This is a genomic window from Pseudoalteromonas maricaloris, assembly GCF_024746855.1.
Classification (GTDB): Bacteria; Pseudomonadota; Gammaproteobacteria; order Enterobacterales; family Alteromonadaceae; genus Pseudoalteromonas; species Pseudoalteromonas maricaloris.
Window position 1 is genome coordinate 1311322 of record NZ_CP024625.1, and the last position, 21321, is coordinate 1332642.

The 21321-nt window shown below is 43.7% G+C and carries 13 protein-coding genes; 10 read left to right on the forward strand and 3 right to left on the reverse strand.

The features are described from left to right. Positions 1-55 precede the first annotated feature (55 nt). On the reverse strand, positions 56-2509 hold the full coding sequence (fadE, locus tag CTT31_RS05550; RefSeq protein ID WP_211859515.1) for an acyl-CoA dehydrogenase FadE: 2454 nt from the start codon (positions 2507-2509) through the stop codon (positions 56-58). A 532-nt stretch (positions 2510-3041) separates the two neighbouring features. Here fadE and CTT31_RS05555 point away from each other — a divergent pair. The 10 genes from CTT31_RS05555 (at position 3042) to purF (ending at position 17442) form a co-directional block, all read left to right on the forward strand. Next, positions 3042-3362 carry a DUF6419 family natural product biosynthesis protein gene (locus tag CTT31_RS05555; protein ID WP_010606266.1) on the forward strand — a complete coding sequence of 107 codons (321 nt, stop codon included), beginning with the start codon at positions 3042-3044 and terminating at the stop codon, positions 3360-3362. An 83-nt stretch (positions 3363-3445) separates the two neighbouring features. Next, positions 3446-4570, forward strand: a complete 1125-nt coding sequence (locus CTT31_RS05560) for a 4-phosphoerythronate dehydrogenase (protein ID WP_211859516.1) — start codon at positions 3446-3448, stop codon at positions 4568-4570. A gap of 37 nt (positions 4571-4607) precedes the next feature. Next, on the forward strand, positions 4608-5624 hold the full coding sequence (locus tag CTT31_RS05565; protein ID WP_039496085.1) for an aspartate-semialdehyde dehydrogenase: 1017 nt from the start codon (positions 4608-4610) through the stop codon (positions 5622-5624). 289 nt (positions 5625-5913) lie between these two features. Then, complete coding sequence (locus CTT31_RS05570; RefSeq protein WP_260492165.1) at positions 5914-11442, forward strand: FimV/HubP family polar landmark protein; 5529 nt, start codon at positions 5914-5916, stop codon at positions 11440-11442. Positions 11443-11584: 142 nt separating this feature from the next. Next, the gene (gene truA / locus CTT31_RS05575; RefSeq protein WP_017218112.1) at positions 11585-12379 is read left to right on the forward strand and encodes a tRNA pseudouridine(38-40) synthase TruA; all 795 of its coding nucleotides are present in this window, start codon (positions 11585-11587) and stop codon (positions 12377-12379) included. Between the two features lie 134 nt (positions 12380-12513). Further along, the gene (accD, locus tag CTT31_RS05580; RefSeq protein WP_017218111.1) at positions 12514-13389 is read left to right on the forward strand and encodes an acetyl-CoA carboxylase, carboxyltransferase subunit beta; all 876 of its coding nucleotides are present in this window, start codon (positions 12514-12516) and stop codon (positions 13387-13389) included. A gap of 26 nt (positions 13390-13415) precedes the next feature. Beyond that, positions 13416-14672 (forward strand): bifunctional tetrahydrofolate synthase/dihydrofolate synthase, encoded by a 1257-nt coding sequence (gene folC / locus CTT31_RS05585; protein WP_260492166.1) that lies wholly within the window; start codon positions 13416-13418, stop codon positions 14670-14672. 36 nt (positions 14673-14708) lie between these two features. Beyond that, positions 14709-15335, forward strand: a complete 627-nt coding sequence (locus CTT31_RS05590) for an SPOR domain-containing protein (protein WP_039492635.1) — start codon at positions 14709-14711, stop codon at positions 15333-15335. Between the two features lie 61 nt (positions 15336-15396). Then, positions 15397-15891, forward strand: coding sequence for a CvpA family protein (locus tag CTT31_RS05595; RefSeq protein ID WP_010369359.1), 495 nt, complete (start codon positions 15397-15399; stop codon positions 15889-15891). Between the two features lie 18 nt (positions 15892-15909). Continuing rightward, entirely contained in the window at positions 15910-17442 is a 1533-nt protein-coding gene (gene purF, locus CTT31_RS05600) for an amidophosphoribosyltransferase (RefSeq protein WP_010369357.1), read from the forward strand. A gap of 86 nt (positions 17443-17528) precedes the next feature. Here purF and CTT31_RS05605 read toward each other — a convergent pair whose 3' ends face one another. Together CTT31_RS05605 and barA are read right to left on the reverse strand one after the other, a co-directional pair. Then, positions 17529-18314 (reverse strand): MipA/OmpV family protein, encoded by a 786-nt coding sequence (locus CTT31_RS05605; protein WP_130126609.1) that lies wholly within the window; start codon positions 18312-18314, stop codon positions 17529-17531. A 211-nt stretch (positions 18315-18525) separates the two neighbouring features. Then, entirely contained in the window at positions 18526-21291 is a 2766-nt protein-coding gene (gene barA / locus CTT31_RS05610) for a two-component sensor histidine kinase BarA (protein WP_260492167.1), read from the reverse strand. Positions 21292-21321: the final 30 nt, after the last annotated feature.

Here is a 21321-nt window from a genome sequence, read left to right on the forward strand (position 1 = left end):
TATATCCACGCTAATTGCTATGGTAGTATGGATAACACTACCTAAACAAAAATAGTTATGCTGCGTCTGCTTTACTTGATTCCTTAGTTCTTGCTTTACCAGCAAGTAACTCTTCAGGGTCAAAGTCATCAACGTTGATAACGGCAAGACGTTTTGCTTCAACGGCAGTCAATTTAGCTGCTTCGTCTTCGCTCAGTACACCTGCTTCAAGCCCCATTGCTGCTACTTTATCAAGTTGCATAAACGGTAACTTTTTACCAGTACCACGGCATACCTTTTCAAATAACGGCTCTACGGCAAGAATGTCTTTTAGCGTTTGCTCTTGCTTACCAAGCAAGCACAGTGGCTCATCCTTTAAGTAGATGTGTGTTGCAAGGCGATCACGCGTTTCGCTAGGTACTTGAAGTAGCTGAGCAAGCTTGTGCTCCATTTTGTCGGTTGGTTTACGAACCGGACGACCAAATGGGAACAGTACCACTTTCAACAAACCACGTAATGCAGCAGAAGGCATGTTGTTGATTAAGTCAGCAAGGGCACGTTGACAAAGGTACAGGTGTTCCTGACAAGACCATTGCACAAACGGTAAGTCTTCTTTACGACGACCTTCATCGTTATAGCGCTTAAGCGTTGCAGAAACCAGATAAAGGTAGCTTAATAAGTCGCCTAAACGTGCAGAAATACGCTCTTTACGCTTCAGTGAACCACCAAATACAGCCATACAAATATCAGACATTAATGCCAATGATGCACTGTAACGAGCAGCATTACGATAATAAACCGCAGTTTCATCGTTAAATGGTACTTTGGTGAAACGTGCACCGGTTAGGGCTAACCACTTAGTTCTTACCAAGTTCGACATAGTGAAACCGATGTGACCCATCAAGGATTTATCGAAACTATCAAGCGCTTCTTGCTTATCTTTGATAGAACAAGCCTCAAGTTCAGCCAGTACAAAAGGATGGCAACGAATAGCGCCTTGACCATAGATGATCATGTTACGGGTTAGGATGTTTGCACCTTCTACCGTAATTGCAATTGGTGCACCTTGGTAACCACGGCCAACGTAGTTGTTTGGACCTAGGCAAATCCCTTTACCACCATGAATATCCATGGCATGGATGGTTGAAGCACGCATTTGTTCGGTTAAGTGGTACTTCAAAATGGCAGAAACAACCGAAGGTTTTTCACCTAAATCTACCGCGCCAGTTGACATAGTCACCGCAGCATCAGAGCTATACGCATAGCCACCAAGTTTCGCTAGTGCCTCTTCAATCCCTTCCATCTTACCGATAGGAAGTTTGAATTGGCGACGAATGCGGCTGTATGCACCACTTGCAACTGCAAGGGATTTAATACCACCGGCAGAGTTTGAAGGTAGCGTAATAACACGACCAACCGACAAACACTCAACCAGCATGCGCCAGCCTTGTCCTGCCATTTTTGCGCCACCGATAATGAAGTCGAGTGGTACAAACACGTTTTCGCCTTGGGTAGGACCATTTTGGAATGGCACATTCAGTGGGAAGTGACGGCGGCCAATTTTTACGCCAGGCATGTTTGTAGGAATAAGCGCACAAGTAATACCTAGCTCTTCTTTATCACCTAATAGACCGTCCGGATCGCGCATCTTAAACGCTAGGCCAAGTACAGTCGCAACAGGTGCTAAAGTAATATAACGTTTGTTCCACGTTAGGCTAATACCTAATACTTCTTCACCTTCCCATTCGCCTTTACATACCACACCAAAGTCAGGGATAGATGAAGCATCAGAGCCCGCTTCTGGTGACGTTAATGCAAAACAAGGGATTTCATCACCCGCTGCTAGACGAGGTAAGTAGTGTTCTTTTTGCTCGTCAGTACCGTAGTGCTGAAGTAGTTCACCTGGGCCTAACGAGTTAGGTACGCCCACGATAGACGAAAGTAAAGTTGATTTACTGGTAAGCTTTTGTAGTACACAAGATTGCGCGTAAGCTGAAAACTCAAGACCACCGTATTGCTTTTTGATGATCATCGCAAAGAACTTGTTGTCTTTTAAGTATTGCCACACGTCTTGCGGTAAGTCAGTCAGCTCGTGTGTTGCTTCCCAGTCGTTAAGCATGGCACATACTTCTTCCACCGGACCATCCAAAAACGCTTGCTCTTCAACGCTCAAGCGTGGCTTTGGAAACTGATGAAGTTTATCCCAGTTTGGGTTACCACAAAATAGATCGGCTTCCCACCAAGTAGTACCAGCATCAATCGCTGACTTCTCGGTTTCTGACATTGTCGGCGTAACTTTTTTGAACGCTTTAAATGCTGGAGCCACGATGTACTGCTGACGCAGGTTCGTTACTGAAAGCGGAATAACAATCGCTAAGAAAATTAACCAAGAGATAATGCCAAACGCACCAGCAAAGGTGCCAACTAGCATTGTAACTGCTGCAATACCTAGAGCGGTATTCCAGCTTGCGCGATGATAGCTTGCTGCACTGAGCAAGGCTAACAACGCGAGAACAAATATAAGTGTCATGTTGTTCTTCCTTATAAGAGGTCTGACCACCCAGTTAGACTAGCTGGTTAACGCTGATATTTCAAGCGTCTTCATACCCTCTATGCGAATTAGTTGATGCCTTGTTGTGACATATTATTTACGTTTGTACTTAATCTGAGTGTTAAATGACTCATGCCTCTCTTGTTGTTAATTTGAAGGTTACTTTGACTAAACCCCATCTACAACCTGAGAGGATTTTCAACGTTATTAATTACTGAACGATATTTAAGTGTAATGAACATAGTGCAATGTGGCGAAACTGCACATGAATTTTCTTTCAGCGAAGTGCCTAATATGTGCATTATAATTGCCAAAACTTCATGTCTGATTTGCATTGAAATACACGTTAATGTTTCTACAATTGGGTTAAGCATAGCGACAAAATGGTGCTTTAAGAATTGCTAAGGAGTAGCAAATGCAGTCCATTTTCTTAGTCGCTATGTGAGTTAGGATTTACCGCCACGACCTAGTGTCGCGGTTGATATTGCTGTCCATGTTAAGGAGAAACAAGATGCAGCAGAGTATTTTTTATCTAGTCACTATTTTGGCCTTTGCGGCTATGTTGTCGGCCTTTCACCTCTTTCCTGAAGCGGTAATTTTTAATGTTTTTAGCAGTTTGTTTGCTGCATTACTTGGCTACCGAGCTTATACCCGTTGGGCTTTATTATTGTGTTGTATTAACGTGTTGGCCATGACGTTTTGTCCTTTGCTTGATTCAGGTGGCTGGTTAAGTCTCAAGGGAGCGGTCGTTTTTGTATGCTGTGTGATGTTTTTTGCAATAGCGTTTGGTTGCAATAAAGCGGTGACACAAAATAAAAGGTTTTATTATTAGTCGCCTACCTTGCCATGTTAAACTCGACTCAGGCGATGTGTTATCGCCTGAGTACTCGAGACAATAGGTGACAGGAAACCCGCATGCGAATATTAGCCGATCAAAATATGCCCTTAGTTGAGTCATTCTTCTGCGAAATTGGTGAGGTAACTCGGTTTGATGGCCGTAACCTTCAACCTGACGAGCTGAAAAACGTCGATATTCTGTTGACTCGCTCAGTCACTAAGGTCAACAAGATCCTGTTAGCACAAGCCGATAAACTGAAGTTTGTGGGGACTGCGACAATAGGGATTGATCATATTGATACCTCATTGTTGGCCAGCGCCAATATCTCGTTCAGCAGCGCACCAGGCTGTAATGCGATAGCTGTTGCCGAGTACGTGATAAGCGCTCTACTTGCATACGCACAAGAAACCTCCACACCACTTCAAGATAAAACGATTGCCATCATTGGTGTTGGTAATATTGGCGCGTGTTTAGCATCAAAGCTTAAAGGGCTTGGTCTTACGATATTATTGTGTGATCCCGTAAGGCAGCAAGCGGGGACATTGGATTCACATGTAGCGTTAGATGAAGCTTTGGCTCGCGCGGATATTGTGACATTTCACGTTCCATTAGTTAAGCAGGGCCCGCATAAAACGGTTCATCTACTTGATGCATCGCGGATAGCGGCATTAAAGCCGGGTACGGTGATAATCAATGCAAGCCGTGGAGATGTTATCGATAATCAAGCGCTTTTGCACGCGATAGAAGGTGGGCAAACGCTTGAGCTGATCTTAGACGTTTGGGAAAATGAGCCGAATATTTTGCAGCCATTATTGCAATATACTCGCTTTGCCTCTGTGCATATTGCCGGCCATACGCTAGAGGGGAAGGCGCGAGGCACGCAAATGTTATACGAAGCTGTATGCCGAGAATTCGATTTACCAGCCAGCAAAACGATTAGTGATTTTCTCCCTAAACCAAGTGTCACTGGCTGCCAGTTGCAAAGCACTGCCAATGAGCAAGATATTGTCAATTTAGCGCATCTTGTTTATGACATTCGTCGTGATGATGGCATCATGAGAAAACAGCTAAACACATTGGGCTTTGATACCTTGCGTAAAGCATATCCCGTGCGTCGAGAATTTAGTACAATTGCAGTCAATAATGACTCACCAATCAGTGAAAAGCTTTACCAACTTGGCTTTTCTGAGCACAAGAGTTAAGTGCTGTGGTTGGTATATTACAGAATGAGGAAAAATAATGTCGCAAAAATATAATGTTGCGGTACTTGGCGCAACAGGTCTTGTTGGCAAGCAAATTATCGAATTACTAGCGGAACGAAAATTTCCTGTAGACACATTGTACCCACTCGCGAGTAGCCGAAGCGCGGGTGAAGAAATTGACTTTATGGGTGAAAAAATCGAAGTTCTGGATGTTGAAGAGTTTGATTTTTCTAATGCCCATATCGGTTTGTTTTCAGCGGGTGGTTCCGTGTCGGAGAAATATGCACCAATCGCCGCTGAAGCTGGCTGCATTGTGATAGATAACACCTCACATTTTAGATACGACTTTGATATTCCATTAGTCGTTCCTGAGGTGAATAAAGACAGCCTTGCAGATTTTAGAAATCGTAACATCATTGCTAACCCAAACTGCTCTACAATCCAAATGCTAGTGGCGCTTAAACCAATTTATGATGCCTATGGCATTGACAGAATTAATGTTTCAACATACCAAGCGGTATCTGGCGCAGGTAAAGAAGCGGTAGATGAGTTGGCTAAGCAAACTGCAAACTTAATGAATGCAAGACCAATGGAAAACGAAGTATTTAGCAAACAAATCGCTTTTAACGTCATTCCTCAAATTGATGCATTCCAAGAAAATGGTTACACCAAAGAAGAAATGAAGATGGTGTGGGAAACGCAAAAAATCTTGGGCGATTCGAGTGTTTTGGTTAACCCTACTGCGGTTCGAGTTCCCGTGTTTTTCGGTCATGCTGAAGCCATTCATCTTGAAACGCGCATGCCTTATGATCTTGAACATGTTAAGCAGTTACTTGCTGATGCGCCGGGTGTTGAGCTAATTGAAGACGAAAACGATTACCCAACACCGGTAAGTGATGCAAGTGGTAACGATACCGTCTATGTAGGCCGTGTAAGGCAAGATATTTCACATCCATTGGGCTTAAACTTATGGGTGGTATCAGACAACACCAGAAAAGGTGCCGCAACAAATAGCATTCAAATTGCAGAAGCCCTGATAGAAAGCTATCTATAAGCACCCTTTGATATCGCAAAGTAAGCAAAATTTTGCTTACTATTCTGCGTTATAACGGCAAACTTCTGCCAAGAAGTTTGCCGTTAGGTCAAATACTTGACTATTCTTCACCTATATCAACTATTCCAGAATCAGTAAAAAGCATTATAACCATGTTAACTTTCAATACGTTGCAATGGATATTCCAACATATCTGGTTTATAGTTTGCATTTGGAATAGAGCTTGCTTCAAAGCCATAATAATAAAATGTCGTTTAACGGGTGTTAAACATTTGAGTAAAGGATCGGCATGCGCGGTTTAGCCTTATTTAGTATCTTTGTATTCGCACTGATTGCCACACCAGTATATACCCAAGAGGGGGTAGTGCTAAAAGGCCCTAAAGGGGTTGATTATGGGGCTCAAGGTCGGTCAATAGGGCCTATCAGACCCACGGATACATTGTGGCGTATAGCACAAAAAGTGCGACCAGATGACTCGGTCACCATTTATCAGGTGATGAAGGCGCTTTACGATAAAAATCCTAATTCATTTCTAGATAAAAACCTCAACCATATGCAGGATGGGGCGTATTTACGTATTCCTACCATCAATGAAATTCGCAGTGTAAACCCTGAGTTGGCAAAGCAGAAGTCAGATCAAGATGACAAACTTTGGGAAATGAAGCGTAAGGGATTATTGAATCCAAATGCAATAAACGAAGCTGAAAAAAAGGTTACACAAGCTCGTAAAGTCGATGTAGAAGAAGCTAAAGAAGACCTAACTAATCAACTGCGTTCTTTAAAGATGGAACAGGACATGCGCCTGATGGACTTACAAAAAGAGTTCAAATCCTCGGTGCGTAATGTTGAAGAAATCCTATCCGAAAACAATAAATTAAAACAGCAGCTCGGTGCTATTTCTACTGAACTTCAAACGGTTCGTACCCAACTTGGTAAAGACAGCGAAATCCAGCAACAGCTCAAGGCTGTTATTGACTTGCAAAATGAAATGATTGACCAGCAGGCGGCTCAGGCAAAAGCGCAAGAAAGTAGCGAGTTAAGCACATTCTTTAGCTCACCAGCTGGCATTGCATTACTTGCCACATTACCAGCGCTACTGGCAATTGCTGGATTAGTAATGTACCTACGCCGAAGAAACCAATCTCAAACGTCGACAGATGACGACGATTTTCTTCCGCAAACACCATCGGTGGCTGCAGGCACTGCGGCGGCGGGAGCTGCAACCGCTGCGACTGCATTTGACCCTGAGCCAGACCCACTTGATATCGGAATGGGCGACGATGAAGACGCACTGGGCGCAAGCGTACAGTTAGATGACGATATCTTACCTGAAGACGATGAGATTACCTTTGACTCACTTGATGACGACTTCGATGAAGGAAGTGATACGTTAGACCAAGATGAATTGGATAGCTTACTAAACGAAGATATTTCGTTTGATGATGATCATGACGAAGACTTTATGCAACAGAGCTTTGACGAGGCTGGTGATGAAGTTTCGCTTGATGTTGATGATGGCCAAGATATTTTAAGTGACAGCGATCTTGATGATTTGTTCAATGAGTCTCAAGATGAAGAAATTGATGTTAGCGATGATGCCCTTGCCGCTCTGAGCGAGGAACTCGCAGATGAGCAAGCGGATGCTGGTGCAAACGATGATGATATCGATTCAATTCTTGATGGTGCGCTAGATGAAGAGCCCGAATTTAGCGGTAATTTTGATAGTGAGAGCTTAGTCGATGCTGATGATATCGATGCGCTACTTGATGCCTCTCAAGATGCTGACGATGATGCATTGCCTGATTTTGAGGAACCAAGCACTGAGCTTGCGGGTGATGATATTGATGCCCTGTTAAATGAAGTGCAAGACGATACGTTAGCTGAAATTGACGAAGAGTCAGATACGCTCGACGGTGATGATATCGATGCTTTATTGGATGAAGCGCAGGAAGATACGTTGCCGGAATTAGAAGAAGAGCCTAGTGATCTCGCTGGTGACGATATTGATGCTTTATTGGATGAAGCACAGGAAGATACGTTGCCGGAATTAGAAGAAGAGCCTAGTGATCTTGCTGGTGACGATATCGATGCTTTATTAGATGAAGCGCAAGAAGATACGTTGCCGGAATTAGAAGCAGAGCCTAGTGATCTTGCTGGTGACGACATCGATGCTTTATTGGATGAAGCGCAAGAAGATACGTTGCCGGAATTAGAAGAAGGGTCAGATGCTCTCGCTGGTGATGATATCGATGCTTTATTAGATGAAGCGCAAGAAGATACGTTGCCGGAATTAGAAGCAGAGCCTAGTGATCTTGCTGGTGACGACATCGATGCTTTATTGGATGAAGCGCAAGAAGATACGTTGCCGGAATTAGAAGAAGGGTCAGATGCTCTCGCTGGTGATGATATCGATGCTTTATTAGATGAAGCGCAAGAAGATACGTTGCCGGAATTAGAAGAAGAGTCCGATGATTTAGCTGGTGACGATATTGATGCTTTATTAGATGAAGCACAGGAAGATACAGTACCTGAGCTGGAAGAAGAATCTGATGAACTGACCAATGACGAACTCGATGCATTAGTTGACGAAACGCCAGAAGATATTTTGCCAGAGCTGGAAGAAGAATCTGATGAACTGGCAAATGACGAACTCGATACATTAGTTGACGAAACACCAGAAGATGTTTTGCCAGAGCTGGAAGAAGAATCTGATGAACTGGCCGAGGACGAACTCGATGCATTAGTTGACGAAACGCCAGAAGATATTTTGCCAGAGCTGGAAGAAGAATCTGATGAACTGGCAAATGACGAACTCGATACATTAGTTGACGAAACATCAGAAGATGTTTTGCCAGAGCTGGAAGAAGAATCTGATGAACTGGCAAATGACGAACTCGATACATTAGTTGACGAAACATCAGAAGATGTTTTGCCAGAGCTGGAAGAAGAATCTGATGAACTGGCAAATGACGAACTCGATACATTAGTTGACGAAACACCAGAAGATGTTTTGCCAGAGCTGGAAGAAGAACCTGATGCGCTGACCGATGACGATCTCGATGCATTAGTTGATGAAACACCAGAAGATGTTTTGCCAGAGCTGGAAGAAGAATCTGATGAACTGGCAAATGACGAACTCGATACATTAGTTGACGAAACACCAGAAGATGTTTTGCCAGAGCTGGAAGAAGAACCTGATGCGCTGACCGATGACGATCTCGATGCATTAGTTGATGAAACACCAGAAGATGTTTTGCCAGAGCTGGAAGAAGAATCTGATGAACTGGCAAATGACGAACTCGATACATTAGTTGACGAAACACCAGAAGATGTTTTGCCAGAGCTGGAAGAAGAATCTGATGCGCTGACCGATGACGATCTCGATGCATTAGTTGATGAAACACCAGAAGATGTTTTGCCAGAGCTAGAAGAAGAATCTGATGAACTGGCAAATAACGAACTAGATACATTAGTTGACGAAACATCAGAAGATGTTTTGCCAGAGCTGGAAGAAGAATCTGATGAACTGGCCGATGACGATCTCGATGCATTACTAGACGAAGCGCCAGAAGATGCTTTGTCGGAGCTGGAAGAAGAATCTGACAAGTCTGAACTGGAGTCTAAACAGCCTTTAGCTGAGCCTGAGCAAACGGAGTCAGGACACTTGTCTGGTATGTTGGATGAAGAGGATGCTATTCCGGAATCATCTGAAGAACCGGTGGAAGATACATTACAGTCCGATCTAGCCAATGAAGCAGATTTTAGTGATGAAAATGTTCAAGCTGACGAAGACAGCGAATTTGAAGATCCTGATTTAAAAAGTGTTGATGAGCTATTACAGGAGCTTCAAGCCGAAGAACAGTTTGAGTTGGATGCTGAACTTGAAGACGACTTTTCGGATGAAGAAGTTGAAATTGAGCTGGGAGATGATCCACTTAATGACGAAGTGGATTTACTGGCAGAAGAAGAGTTTCTTGACGAAGAAGATCTGCAACCAAGCGCAGAGCTAGAGAGTTACCCTGAGCTGGAGCTCGGCGAAGAACTTGAAACTACTGACTCGCAAAGTGAAACCGAAAAAGCATTATCAGAAGCATTATCCAATGACGCTCAATTTGATATAGAGGACGGGCTTGATGGCGATCTTCTCGACGATGAAATCTCTGGCTTTGATGAAGATGATTTGCCTGAATTTAGTGCAGATTTCGACGAAGAGACTTTGCTTGAAGACGAACCAGAAGCACCACTCGACGAAGCTGAAAGTGACACGCTTGAGTCTGAACCCGAACTGGGCATTGAAGACGAGCTGCCAGAGTTAACTGCAGATTTCGATGAAGAAACTTTGCTTGAAGACGAACCTGAAGCACCGCTCGACGAAGCTGAAAGTGATGCGCTTGAGTCTGAACCTGAACTGGAAATCGAAGACGAACTGCCAGAGTTAACTGCAGATTTCGATGAAGAAACTTTGCTTGAAGACGAACCAGAAGCACCAGTCGAAACAGCCGAAAGTGACGTGCTTGCCTCTGAACCTGAACTGGGCATAGAAGATGAGCTGCCAGAGTTAAACGCAGATTTCGATGAAGAAACTTTGCTCGAAGATGAGTCTGAAGCGCTAGTCGAAGCAGCTGCAAGTGACACGCTTGAACCTGAGCTTGAAATCGAAGACGAGCTGCCAGAATTAAACGCAGATTTTGACGAAGAAACCTTGCTCGAAGATGAGCTTGAAGCGCCAGTCGACGAAGCTGAAAGTGATGCGCTTGAGTCTGAACCTGAACTGGAGATCGAAGACGAGCTGCCAGAATTAAACGCAGATTTTGACGAAGAAACCTTGCTCGAAGATGAGCTTGAAGCGCCAGTCGACGAAGCTGAAAGTGATGCGCTTGAGTCTGAACCTGAACTGGAGATCGAAGACGAGCTGCCAGAATTAAACGCAGATTTTGACGAAGAAACCTTGCTCGAAGATGAGCTTGAAGTGCCAGTCGACGAAGCTGAAAGTGATGCGCTTGAGTCTGAACCTGAATTTGAAATCGAAGACGAGCTGCCTGGATTAAACGCAGATTTCGATGAAGAGACTTTGCTTGCTGATGAGCCTGAAGCACCAGTCGAAGCCGCAGAAAGCGACACGCTTGAGTCTGAACCTGAGCTTGAAATCGAAGACGAGCTGCCAGAATTAACTGCAGATTTCGATGAAGAAACTTTGCTTGAAGACGAGCCTGAGCTTGAAATTGAAGAGGCTCTGCCTGAGTTAAACGATGAAGATGACTTGGAAACTCTACTTTCTGAGCCACAAACTGAATCTGAATTACCAGAGGTCAATGAAGCCGAGATTGAAAAAGAATTTATGGCTGACTTTACCCAAGCAGACTTCGATGCTCTACTTAGCGAACTGGACGATCCCAGTGACTTTGACGCCGGAAATGCAGAAGATTTTGAAGTCGATTTCGATAGCTTGCTACAAGACGAATTGGTCGCAGGGGAAGCCCAAGCGCTACCTACGGACACCGAAGGTTCAGAAGACTACTTAGAAATTGAAGACCTACTTGAACAAAGCGACGATCTTGATAGCGATGTTGAACCTTACGTTGGCGCAAATATGGACGTTGGGCTTGGCGATTTTGAAGAGCTATTAGCGGGTGAAAATACCACGGATGTTGATTTAGAGGATGAAGGATTCGCCGCTAAATTAGATCTAGCAAAAGCTTACATCGAAATTCAAGATTATGACTCGGCTATATCAACGCTCAACGATGTTATTGAGAACGGCCCAGATTCGGTGCAAGCTGAGGCTAAGTCGCTTAAATCAAGTCTTACAGAGTCTTAATACTCACATCAACGATACCGGCCAAACAAAGTAATTGCCTTGTTTGGCCGGTATCATCATCTACTTCTTAGCTTAAGCGCTTTAATTCACATCGCCAATCGCATAAAATGTCGTTTTTGTTATGGGTTGCGATAGAAAAAGTATGCGAGTAGCGTTAGGCATTGAATATAATGGTGCAAATTATAGTGGTTGGCAGAGGCAAAATCATGTCAGCAGTGTCCAAGAAGAAATAGAAAAAGCGCTATCGAATATCTGTAATCATCCCGTTGAGATAACTTGCGCAGGGCGCACTGATGCGGGGGTTCATGCTACGGGTCAACTCGTGCATTTTGACACGGATTCTGCTCGCGATATGAGCGCTTTTACATTAGGAATGAACTCTCAGCTTCCCGACGACATTGCGGTACGATTTGCTAAAGAAGTCGACCCTGAGTTTCATGCTCGTTTTTCTGCGACAGCTCGTCGATACCGCTACGTTATTTATAATCACACCTACAGACCGGGCATTTTACGCAGTGGCGTAACGCATTTTCACCACGAGCTTGATGTTGAAAGAATGAAAGCTGCATGCCCTGTGATGATAGGGGAGCAAGATTTCACTTCTTTCAGGGCGGTGCATTGTCAGTCTAATACACCGTTTCGTAATATCCATCACTTAGAGGTGAAACGCATTGGCAAATATATTGTCATTGATATTAAAGCAAACGCGTTTTTGCATCATATGGTGCGCAATATTACAGGTTGTTTACTTGATATTGGTGTTGGCAAGCAAGAGCCTGAGTGGATGGCGGAACTGCTTGTTGCCAAAGACCGCACCTTAGCAAGTGCTACGGCAAAACCTAACGGATTGTATTTAGTTGATGTGGACTACCCTGAACAATGGCAAATAGAAAAGATGCCGCTTGGGCCTTTATTCTTGCCTGAGGAATTAGTGTAACGGTCATATTTATGTAGTACCTTATACTCTTAAGACCAGTTTTTTATATCACCTATAGCTAAATCATGATTTAATTGGGAAAAGATGTCTGTCTTTGCTGACGGAACAGAATAAAGCACGATAGAGAGTTGCAAATGAGTTGGTTAGAAAAGATCTTACCTAAAACCACTAAATCTTCTGGTAAAAAAGAGATCCCAGAAGGGGTTTGGGCAAAGTGTACAGATTGTGATTCAATCCTATACAAAGCGGAATTAGAAAAGTCCTTAAACGTATGTCCTAAGTGTGATCATCACATGCGTATTACGGCACGTAAACGTCTTGAAAGTTTCTTAGATGATGCAGATCGTCAAGAGCTTGGCACAGAGCATGAGCCACAAGACGTATTAAAGTTTAAAGACTCTAAAAAGTACTCGGATCGTATCGTTCAAGCGCAAAAAGCAAGCGGTGAGAAAGACGCTTTAGTTGCAATGAAAGGTCGCGTAAAGGGTATTCCTGTTGCTGCTGTTGCTTTTGAATTCTCCTTTATGGGTGGTTCAATGGCGTCAGTTGTTGGTGCGAGATTTGTTGATGCAGTTAACGTTTGTTTAGAACATAACATGCCATTAATCTGTTTCTCTGCATCTGGTGGTGCACGTATGCAAGAAGCACTTATGTCATTGATGCAAATGGCGAAAACAAGTGCTGCATTGGCAAAAATGAGTGACAAAGGCTTGCCATTTATCTCTGTATTGACCGATCCAACAATGGGTGGTGTTTCTGCATCATTGGCGATGCTTGGTGATATCAATGTGGCAGAGCCAAAAGCACTTATCGGTTTTGCGGGTCCACGTGTTATCGAACAAACTGTACGTGAAACTCTACCTGATGGTTTCCAGCGCAGTGAGTTCTTATTAGAGCACGGTGCGATTGACATGATCGTCGACCGTCGTGAAATGCGCGATACGTTAGCGCGTATTTTGGCGAAGTTTATGGACTTGCCTTCCACTGAACAAGAGCATAGAGTAGCGTAAATTTTTCAAATTGAGCTACTCAACTTATGACGGTTAAACAGCCTAGCCAATCATCAAGCCTTGATGATTGGCTTTGTTATTTAGAAGCAATTCATCCAGCCACCATTGAAATGGGACTTGAGCGTGTAGCGCAAGTTGCCGAGCAAGCCGGATTACTTGAGCCTTTCAGTAAAATAATTCTAATTGGTGGAACCAATGGTAAAGGCACAACAGCCAGGTGCTTGGAATCGTTGTTGCTCGCACAAGGGTTTTCGGTTGGTACCTACGCTTCACCACACTTAGTACGCTACAATGAGCGTGTCCGAGTGAATGGGGCAGAGCTTGAAGATCAGTATCATATCGATGCATTTAAATTCCTCGACGACACCCGCAAAGACACTCAGCTAACTTACTTCGAGTTTGGTACGCTTGGTGCGCTCAGTATTTTCAAGCGCTGTAAGGTTGATTATATTTTGCTTGAAGTTGGTTTAGGCGGGCGATTTGATGCGACGAATATAGTCTCGCCATTTGCCTCTGTTATCACGACTGTCGACTTAGATCATAAAGAGTATCTGGGTGATACTAGAGAACTGGTAGGCTATGACAAAGCTGGCATTTTCCGCAGTGGTAAGCCTGCAATCGTTGGTGATTTAAATATTCCACATACGGTTACAGACTATGGCAACGAAATTGCGGCAGATATGGTGTTATCAAAGCGCGATTTTTATTTTACCCCGCTAGATTCTCAGTTTAGATGGCAATATCTTGATTTTGATTGGCACTTCGACAAACCAGCCATTCCAGCACAAAATGCTGCGACAGCGTTAACGGTATTAGCTAAACTTGAGTTGCTACCTAGCTATGATGCCGTGAAGACTTGTTTGGCAAATTTGCAAGTAGAGGGTCGCTTTCAGCAACTCAATGCCACGCCGTTAGTGTATACAGATGTTGCTCATAATCCAGAGTCTGCAAGATATTTGGCAACTAAGTTACAAGAACTCAAGCAAAAAGGGTTTAAAATTCATGCCTTAGTCGCTATGCTTGCGGATAAAGACAAAGCCAGTGTGCTGAAAGAAGTCACCCAATATGTAGATAGCTGGAGCTTCGCTTCGCTTTCTGGACCTCGTGGAGAGCGTGCGGAAAACCTTAAGCCATTGCTTGACTCAAGTTGCAATGTCACCTTATTCGATAGCGTTACAGCAGCACTTGATACTCAGCTCGATACACTTGCGAGCGAGCAGGTACTAGTGATATTTGGTTCGTTCTTTACCGTTGCTGAGGCAATGGAGTACTGGCGAAAATAGTTATAGATGATTTAATGTAAAGTAGAGAGTAAAGTTGTGAACTCAGTATTTATAAATCGCCTTGTTGGAACAAGTATCGTCGTCGTAGCTGCGGTGATCTTTATTCCAAATATCCTTGATGGTGAAAAGGTCCACTACAAGGAAGGATTTCAAGCGATCCCTGAAAGACCTGAGTTCAAAACAATTGATCTGCAAGAAAAAGTGGATGCGCAAGCCAAGCTTGCGCCTGAGTTGCCCTCTGAGCCGCTGGAAGATATTGACGCCGATGATGCTAAGCTAGAAGGCACAGAAGAGACAACGCTAGCCAATACGCAGCAATCAGATACGTCACCTACACACGTTGAGGCGAAACCCGTCGCAACGACCGACAAAGTTGAGGTGGCGAAATTAACGCGTCCTGAGACTGCTAACTTTTCAAAAATGGCCTATGTCATTCAGCTTGGTAGCTTTTCACATAAGTCGAACGTCGATGCATTGACGAAGAAGCTTGCAGATAATGGCTTTAAAACCTTTACTAAACCCGTTAAAACGCCCAATGGTACACTGACAAAAGTGTTTGTCGGACCAGCTTTAAATAAAGCTGAACTTGAAGCTAAGTTACCAGAATTAAAGAAATTAACTAAGTTAAATGGTCGTTTGACACAATTTGAAGTGACAAAATGATCTGGCATTTAGATGCCAAACCTTTTAGAATGCGCCCCACATTAACGACTTATTGGTTACTATGATCTGGGTTGATTACGCCATTCTTGGTATTGTTGGTTTATCGACTATCTTTGGCTTGCTTCGAGGCTTTGTCAAAGAAGCGATGTCACTTGTCGTATGGATCGGCGCTTTTTTCATCTCTAGTATTTTTTACCAATATCTCGCAACCTTCCTAACATTCATTTCAGAACCCCTTTTAAGAAATGCAGCCGCAATAGCCATACTCTTTTTTGCGACCTTGATGTTAGGCGGGCTTGTTAATTATGTCTTGAGTGAACTGGTTCAAAGAACTGGGCTCTCAGGCACCGATAGGATCTTTGGGATTGTATTCGGTGGACTTCGAGGTGTGTTGGTCGTTAGCGCCTTACTCTTTTTCCTTGATGCGTTTACCAGTGCACCAGACACGCAGTGGTGGAAAACATCAAACTTAATTCCTGAATTTGGCTTTGTGATAGAGTGGTTTTTCTCCTATCTTGAACATAACTCGAGCTTTTTAGATTCAGTAAACCGTTAATCGGCGAGGAAATTTTTAATGTGTGGTATCGTTGGGATAGTCGGAACATCTCCTGTTAATCAGGCGATTTATGACGGCTTAACTGTTTTGCAACACCGCGGCCAAGATGCGGCTGGCATTATTACCATTGACAACAATACGTTTAGCTTACGAAAAGCAAACGGTCTAGTGAAAGACGTATTTCATACAAGACACATGAAACGCCTACAGGGCAACATTGGTCTTGGTCATGTACGTTATCCTACTGCTGGTTCTTCAAGTTCAGCAGAAGCTCAACCTTTCTACGTAAACTCTCCATTTGGTATTGCCCTTGCGCACAATGGCAACTTAACCAATGCAGAAAAATTAAAGGAGCGTTTGTTTACTCAAGCGCGTCGGCACGTTAATACTACGTCTGATTCAGAGATCCTGCTGAATATCCTAGCTCACGAGCTTGGCAAAACAGACAAGATGAAATTAGACGCGGAAGATATGTTTACGGCAGTAACTGAGGTTGTGTCTATTGTTTCTGGTGGTTACGCGAGTATCGCGATGATCATCGGCCATGGTATTTTGGCATTTAGAGACCCTCACGGTATTCGTCCGCTTGTTTTCGGTAAGAAAGAAACTGAGCGTGGCATGGAATACATGTTCGCTTCAGAGAGTGTTGCATTGGCAACGGATGGCTTTGAGTTTGTGCGAGATGTTGCACCAGGTGAAGCTATTTACGTAACCGAAAAAGGTGAGTTTTTCTCTCAGATCTGCGCTGCTAAAACGACGCTTGCACCTTGTATCTTCGAGTTTGTATATTTTGCTCGTCCAGATTCAAACATTGATAAAATGTCTGTTTATGCGACTCGCGTGAATATGGGTACCAAGCTCGGTGAGAAAATCGCAACTGAGTGGGGCGATAAAGATATCGACGTGGTTATCCCAATCCCTGAAACATCATGTGATATCGCACTTGAAATTGCTTCCGTGCTAGGACTTCCTTATCGCCAAGGGTTTGTTAAGAACCGCTACATTGGCCGTACTTTCATTATGCCTGGCCAAGAGCTGCGTAAGAAGTCTGTACGTCGTAAACTTAATGCAATTGACAGAGAGTTTGCTGGTAAGAACGTGCTACTTGTCGATGATTCGATTGTGCGAGGCACTACATCAGCGCAAATCGTTGAGATGGCGCGTGAAGCGGGTGCGAAGAACGTGTACTTTGCATCAGCAGCACCAGAGGTAAGATTCCCGAACGTATATGGCATCGATATGCCTTCTGCATCAGAGCTAATCGCTCATGGTCGTGAAGTGGAAGATATCAATGCGAGTATTGGCTCGGACGGTTTGATCTACCAATCCCTAAGCGATTTGATTGCAGCCGTTGGTCAAGAAAACCCGGAGATCGCTCGCTTTGAGACTTCGGTATTTGATGGTCAATACATCACAGGTGATGTTGATCAAAACTACCTCAATCACATTGATGAACTGCGCAATGATTCGGCAAAGTCTAATCGTGAAGCTGCGATGTCTGCAAGCCTTGAGCTACATAATCAAGAAGCGGAAAGCGCCGAAAGCGATTAAACTATTTGATGATGTGCATAAGCATTAAGATAAAAAAACCCAAGTTTAACTTGGGTTTTTTATTTAATTTTAACCCGGGCAACAGCCTAAAATTGATAGACTAGGCCAACATAAGCGAGGTCACTGGTGTCTCTGTCTAGCAAAGGACTATTGGCAATAACATCATCGAGCTTAGTTCGTGTTATTCCACCAACTAAACTGAGTTGTGTTTTTAACTGATAATGTGCGGTAAACCCTGCCGAATAGTTCACGGCGTCATCAGCAGTTAAATAGCCCACTCGACCACGGCTTATATCGATGTTTTTCCCGCTCACCCCGTAAATATAATTGACGTAATCAGATTGCTGCCATTCTACGTTACCTACTGCTGAGATTTTAAATCCTCGACCATCGTTGTACAGTGGGATTGATACCGAAAAAGTAGCCGTGGTTGAATCGGAATTATCGGAAATATCACTGTGACCAGCGAGCGTAAACCACAGATAGGTGACGCCATAGTTAACGGTAACATCGCCATCCGGTGCGTCATACCCTTCAAAAACCTCGTCCTCGGATTTAGCATCTCGGAACACACCGTCATAGCCGTCTTGACGATAGCCCAATCCGGAGTAGACAGATAAATCTTCGGTAATAGGAAAGCGATAGCCAATTAAGCTGTCTTTGTTGATAAACCAGTTTCCTTTTTGGATATCGATAATGGGAATTGAGATCAGCTCACTTTCAATGCCTTTCCATGGCAAATCTGCAGCGGCTGCTCCTCCTCCAAGACGAACTTGCCATTCGTCAGATGACGTTTCAATGGCGTGGCTACAAGAAGCAAAAGCGAGAGTGAAGATGGCAGCAGACGTAAGAGCTGACTTGATGAGATACATACAGAATTCCTTTCGTAAGTTAAAGATTGCGAGAATTTAGAATGTAAGAAGTTTGTTACAAGACTTGGGAAAGTGCTGTTAGAAAGTGTAATAAATTGTCGGGAAGCGTTGTCTGGTGTGTTAGGAGCTATGTGTCACATTTCCTATCTATTCGCTATTTCCATGGTTGTTAGCATAGAAAGTAGCGAATAGAAGAGTGTGAACATAAAGATCAGCTGGATTGTGCGGGCTCGGAATCAGAAAGCAATAAAGTGAGTCCATCAACCAGCTCAAATAGCTCAGGCTCGATATCACTGAGTGGTTTTTCTTGTTTTAATCCCGTCTCGATGGTTTCGGCCAATTTCTTCAGGGTTGGTACGCCTGTGTAACAACATGCCCCGTGAAACTTATGCACTACTTTGAGCAGCGTAGGGAGATCCTCTGCGTCTTGTGCAGACTCCAACTGCTGCAACGTTTCGGGCACGCTAGAAAGCAGCATGTTGAGCATCTCCAATGCTAAATCAGGTTTATTACCCGCTCGCTGTAATGCTAATCCCCAATCTAACATTTGGCTATTAAATGGCGGCACGCTGTGCTGATGACTCTCGATATTTTTTTGTCTCGCGACTGGTGAAGATGCGCTATGGTCGCAAATAATTTGCTTGAGCATATCTTCATCTATGGGTTTAGTCATATAGTTACTAAAGCCATCTTTAAGCAGTTGCTCTTTTTCGCCAGCAAGTGCATGTGCGGTGACGGCGATGATAGGAGTATCCTCATTTAAGGACGAATCTCTTATGCTTCTACAGGCGCTTATACCATCCATTATGGGCATTTGAATATCCATAAATATCAGGTCGTATTTCCTTGATTTACATAAACTGACTGCTTGAGCGCCATTATGTGCGGTATCTATTGCCTCTACCTGCTCATCTAACAAAGTACAGATCAACTTCAAGTTAGCATCGTTATCGTCTGCAACGAGCACTTTAAGTGGTAAACTGGTAGCTTCGATTTCATTGGCACCCATGTCTGGGTGGTCTAAACGATAAGGTGCTGCAAGCATTTCGCAGAGTTTTCTGTGATTAAGCGGTTTGCTTAAACAAGCGTCAGCACCACTGCCAATAAGCGCCTCACGCATATTATGAGACACGGTATTAACCATCAAATATAAGTAGTCTGCGGAGCCGCGAGCTTGCTTGATGTAACTCTTAACCGTCTGCATTTGATCGACGCTTGCCATAGAGCCGATTAGACAGATATCGTAATTAAAATCCTGCGCCAAGGCTGTATCAAACTCTTCTTCGGTGAGGCAGCGTGTTACTTGCATGTCCCATGCTTGTAGCTGAGCCATAACAGCATGATGAGTATGCTCTTGCGGTTCAAAGTAAAGCACGCGCTTATTTTCCAGCGGCTTACTTGGTAAGTCATCGTTGTAGAGACGGTTTGGCAGGGCAAAGACGGCATTAAATGAGAAACAGGTACCATTTCCAGGTGCCGAGTTCAGAGTGATACGGCCATTCATCGCCTCAACAATGTGCTTTGTGATGATAAGACCTAGGCCGGTGCCGCCAAATTTACGGGTGATACTGGTATCGGCTTGAGCAAACGGTGTAAATAGCGCGTCTTGCTTATCCTGCGCAATACCGACCCCAGTATCGCTGACAGACACTAACAACGAGGATTGAGATTCATCCATCAAGCGATGGTTAATATCCACTTTGACTGAGCCTTTCTCCGTGAACTTGATGGCATTACTAATTAGATTGGTCAATACCTGTTTAAATCGCGTTGGGTCGCCAATTAAGTTATCCGGCACCTGGCGATTAACAGAAATCGAAAACTCTAGCTGTTTGTCGTGGGCACTTGGCGCTAATAAGGTCATGACCTCATTAACGGCGTCGCGTAATTCAAACTGGATATTCTCCAGCTCCATAGCACCGGCTTCTAGTTTTGAGAAATCTAAGATGTCACTAATGATGGTAAGCAGGCTATTTGCGGATAGCTCTATGGTATCTAAATAATCTTTTTGGTGTTTATTTAATGGTGTTTTATAAAGTTGACGAGTAAAGCCAATGACCCCGTTGAGCGGCGTTCTGAGTTCGTGACTCATCTTAGCCAAGAAATCCGATTTTACGCGGTTAGCGTCTTGTGCTTCTTTTTTGGCAATATTGAGCTGAATATTCTGCGTTTCATACTGCTCTAGGGTTTCGCGATAATCACTAGTTGCCTGATCAATGTGCTTTTGCATTTCGTCTTTTTGATTGGCCATCTTTCTGCCAATCACTATCAAGCCTTGGCGCAACAGCTCAAACTCACCCCGCATCGGCTCATTGATAGCGATGTCTTGTTTACCTTCGTTGAGTTTGTCTGTAGCTAAAATCAAACTGGCAATCGGCTTGGTCAGCATACGTGATAATCGCATGGCCAACATAACACTAAGTAAAAAGGAGAAAATAATAACAATAGCACTCAAGATTAGCGCGCGCTGCTGCGATATCAACGCTTGGTCTTTACTGATCTCTACAACTAAAACCGCGAGCGTAGCTGGTTCAGCACTATGCCAATCGGTTTTTTTGGCTAAATGGTTTTTAACTGGTGAATAAAACACAAAGGTATTTTTTAGTGTAGTAACTTCGGTGGTTTGTAGCTTTTGCACTTCACCAAAATAATGTAATTTGTCGAATTCACTATGATAATTACTGGTAAGAATAAGCTGATTTTGGTTATCAAACAGCGCGATACTTTTTACCAGTGGTGCGTGTTTATTGTGTGCTTGGCTTAAAATGCGGTGTAAATGCGCTTTATCTTGTTTTTCTATTGGGTATTCTACTGACATGGCCAGAGAATCTGCAATGCGATTTCCCTGACTTATCAGAATTTCCTCAAGCTCTACGTAGCGATTTATAGTAAAATAACCACCAAGTAGCAAGCCAACCAAAAGGGTTGGCAAAAGAGTGAGTAGTAAAATACTGTCACGCAGGTTTAATTTTGTCATAGGGTCAAAAAAGTGCAGAGAAATCTGTAA

What these genes read in the sequence shown, in the direction of transcription:
- CTT31_RS05570 (WP_260492165.1), top strand. Translation starts at nt 5,914, where the DNA reads ATGCGCGGTTTAGCCTTATTTAGTATCTTTGTATTCGCACTGATTGCC.
- purF (WP_010369357.1), top strand. Translation starts at nt 15,910, where the DNA reads ATGTGTGGTATCGTTGGGATAGTCGGAACATCTCCTGTTAATCAGGCG.
- CTT31_RS05555 (WP_010606266.1), top strand. Translation starts at nt 3,042, where the DNA reads ATGCAGCAGAGTATTTTTTATCTAGTCACTATTTTGGCCTTTGCGGCT.
- fadE (WP_211859515.1), bottom strand. Translation starts at nt 2,509, where the DNA reads ATGACACTTATATTTGTTCTCGCGTTGTTAGCCTTGCTCAGTGCAGCA.
- CTT31_RS05565 (WP_039496085.1), top strand. Translation starts at nt 4,608, where the DNA reads ATGTCGCAAAAATATAATGTTGCGGTACTTGGCGCAACAGGTCTTGTT.
- barA (WP_260492167.1), bottom strand. Translation starts at nt 21,291, where the DNA reads ATGACAAAATTAAACCTGCGTGACAGTATTTTACTACTCACTCTTTTG.
- CTT31_RS05595 (WP_010369359.1), top strand. Translation starts at nt 15,397, where the DNA reads ATGATCTGGGTTGATTACGCCATTCTTGGTATTGTTGGTTTATCGACT.
- folC (WP_260492166.1), top strand. Translation starts at nt 13,416, where the DNA reads ATGACGGTTAAACAGCCTAGCCAATCATCAAGCCTTGATGATTGGCTT.
- CTT31_RS05560 (WP_211859516.1), top strand. Translation starts at nt 3,446, where the DNA reads ATGCGAATATTAGCCGATCAAAATATGCCCTTAGTTGAGTCATTCTTC.
- truA (WP_017218112.1), top strand. Translation starts at nt 11,585, where the DNA reads ATGCGAGTAGCGTTAGGCATTGAATATAATGGTGCAAATTATAGTGGT.
- CTT31_RS05605 (WP_130126609.1), bottom strand. Translation starts at nt 18,314, where the DNA reads ATGTATCTCATCAAGTCAGCTCTTACGTCTGCTGCCATCTTCACTCTC.
- accD (WP_017218111.1), top strand. Translation starts at nt 12,514, where the DNA reads ATGAGTTGGTTAGAAAAGATCTTACCTAAAACCACTAAATCTTCTGGT.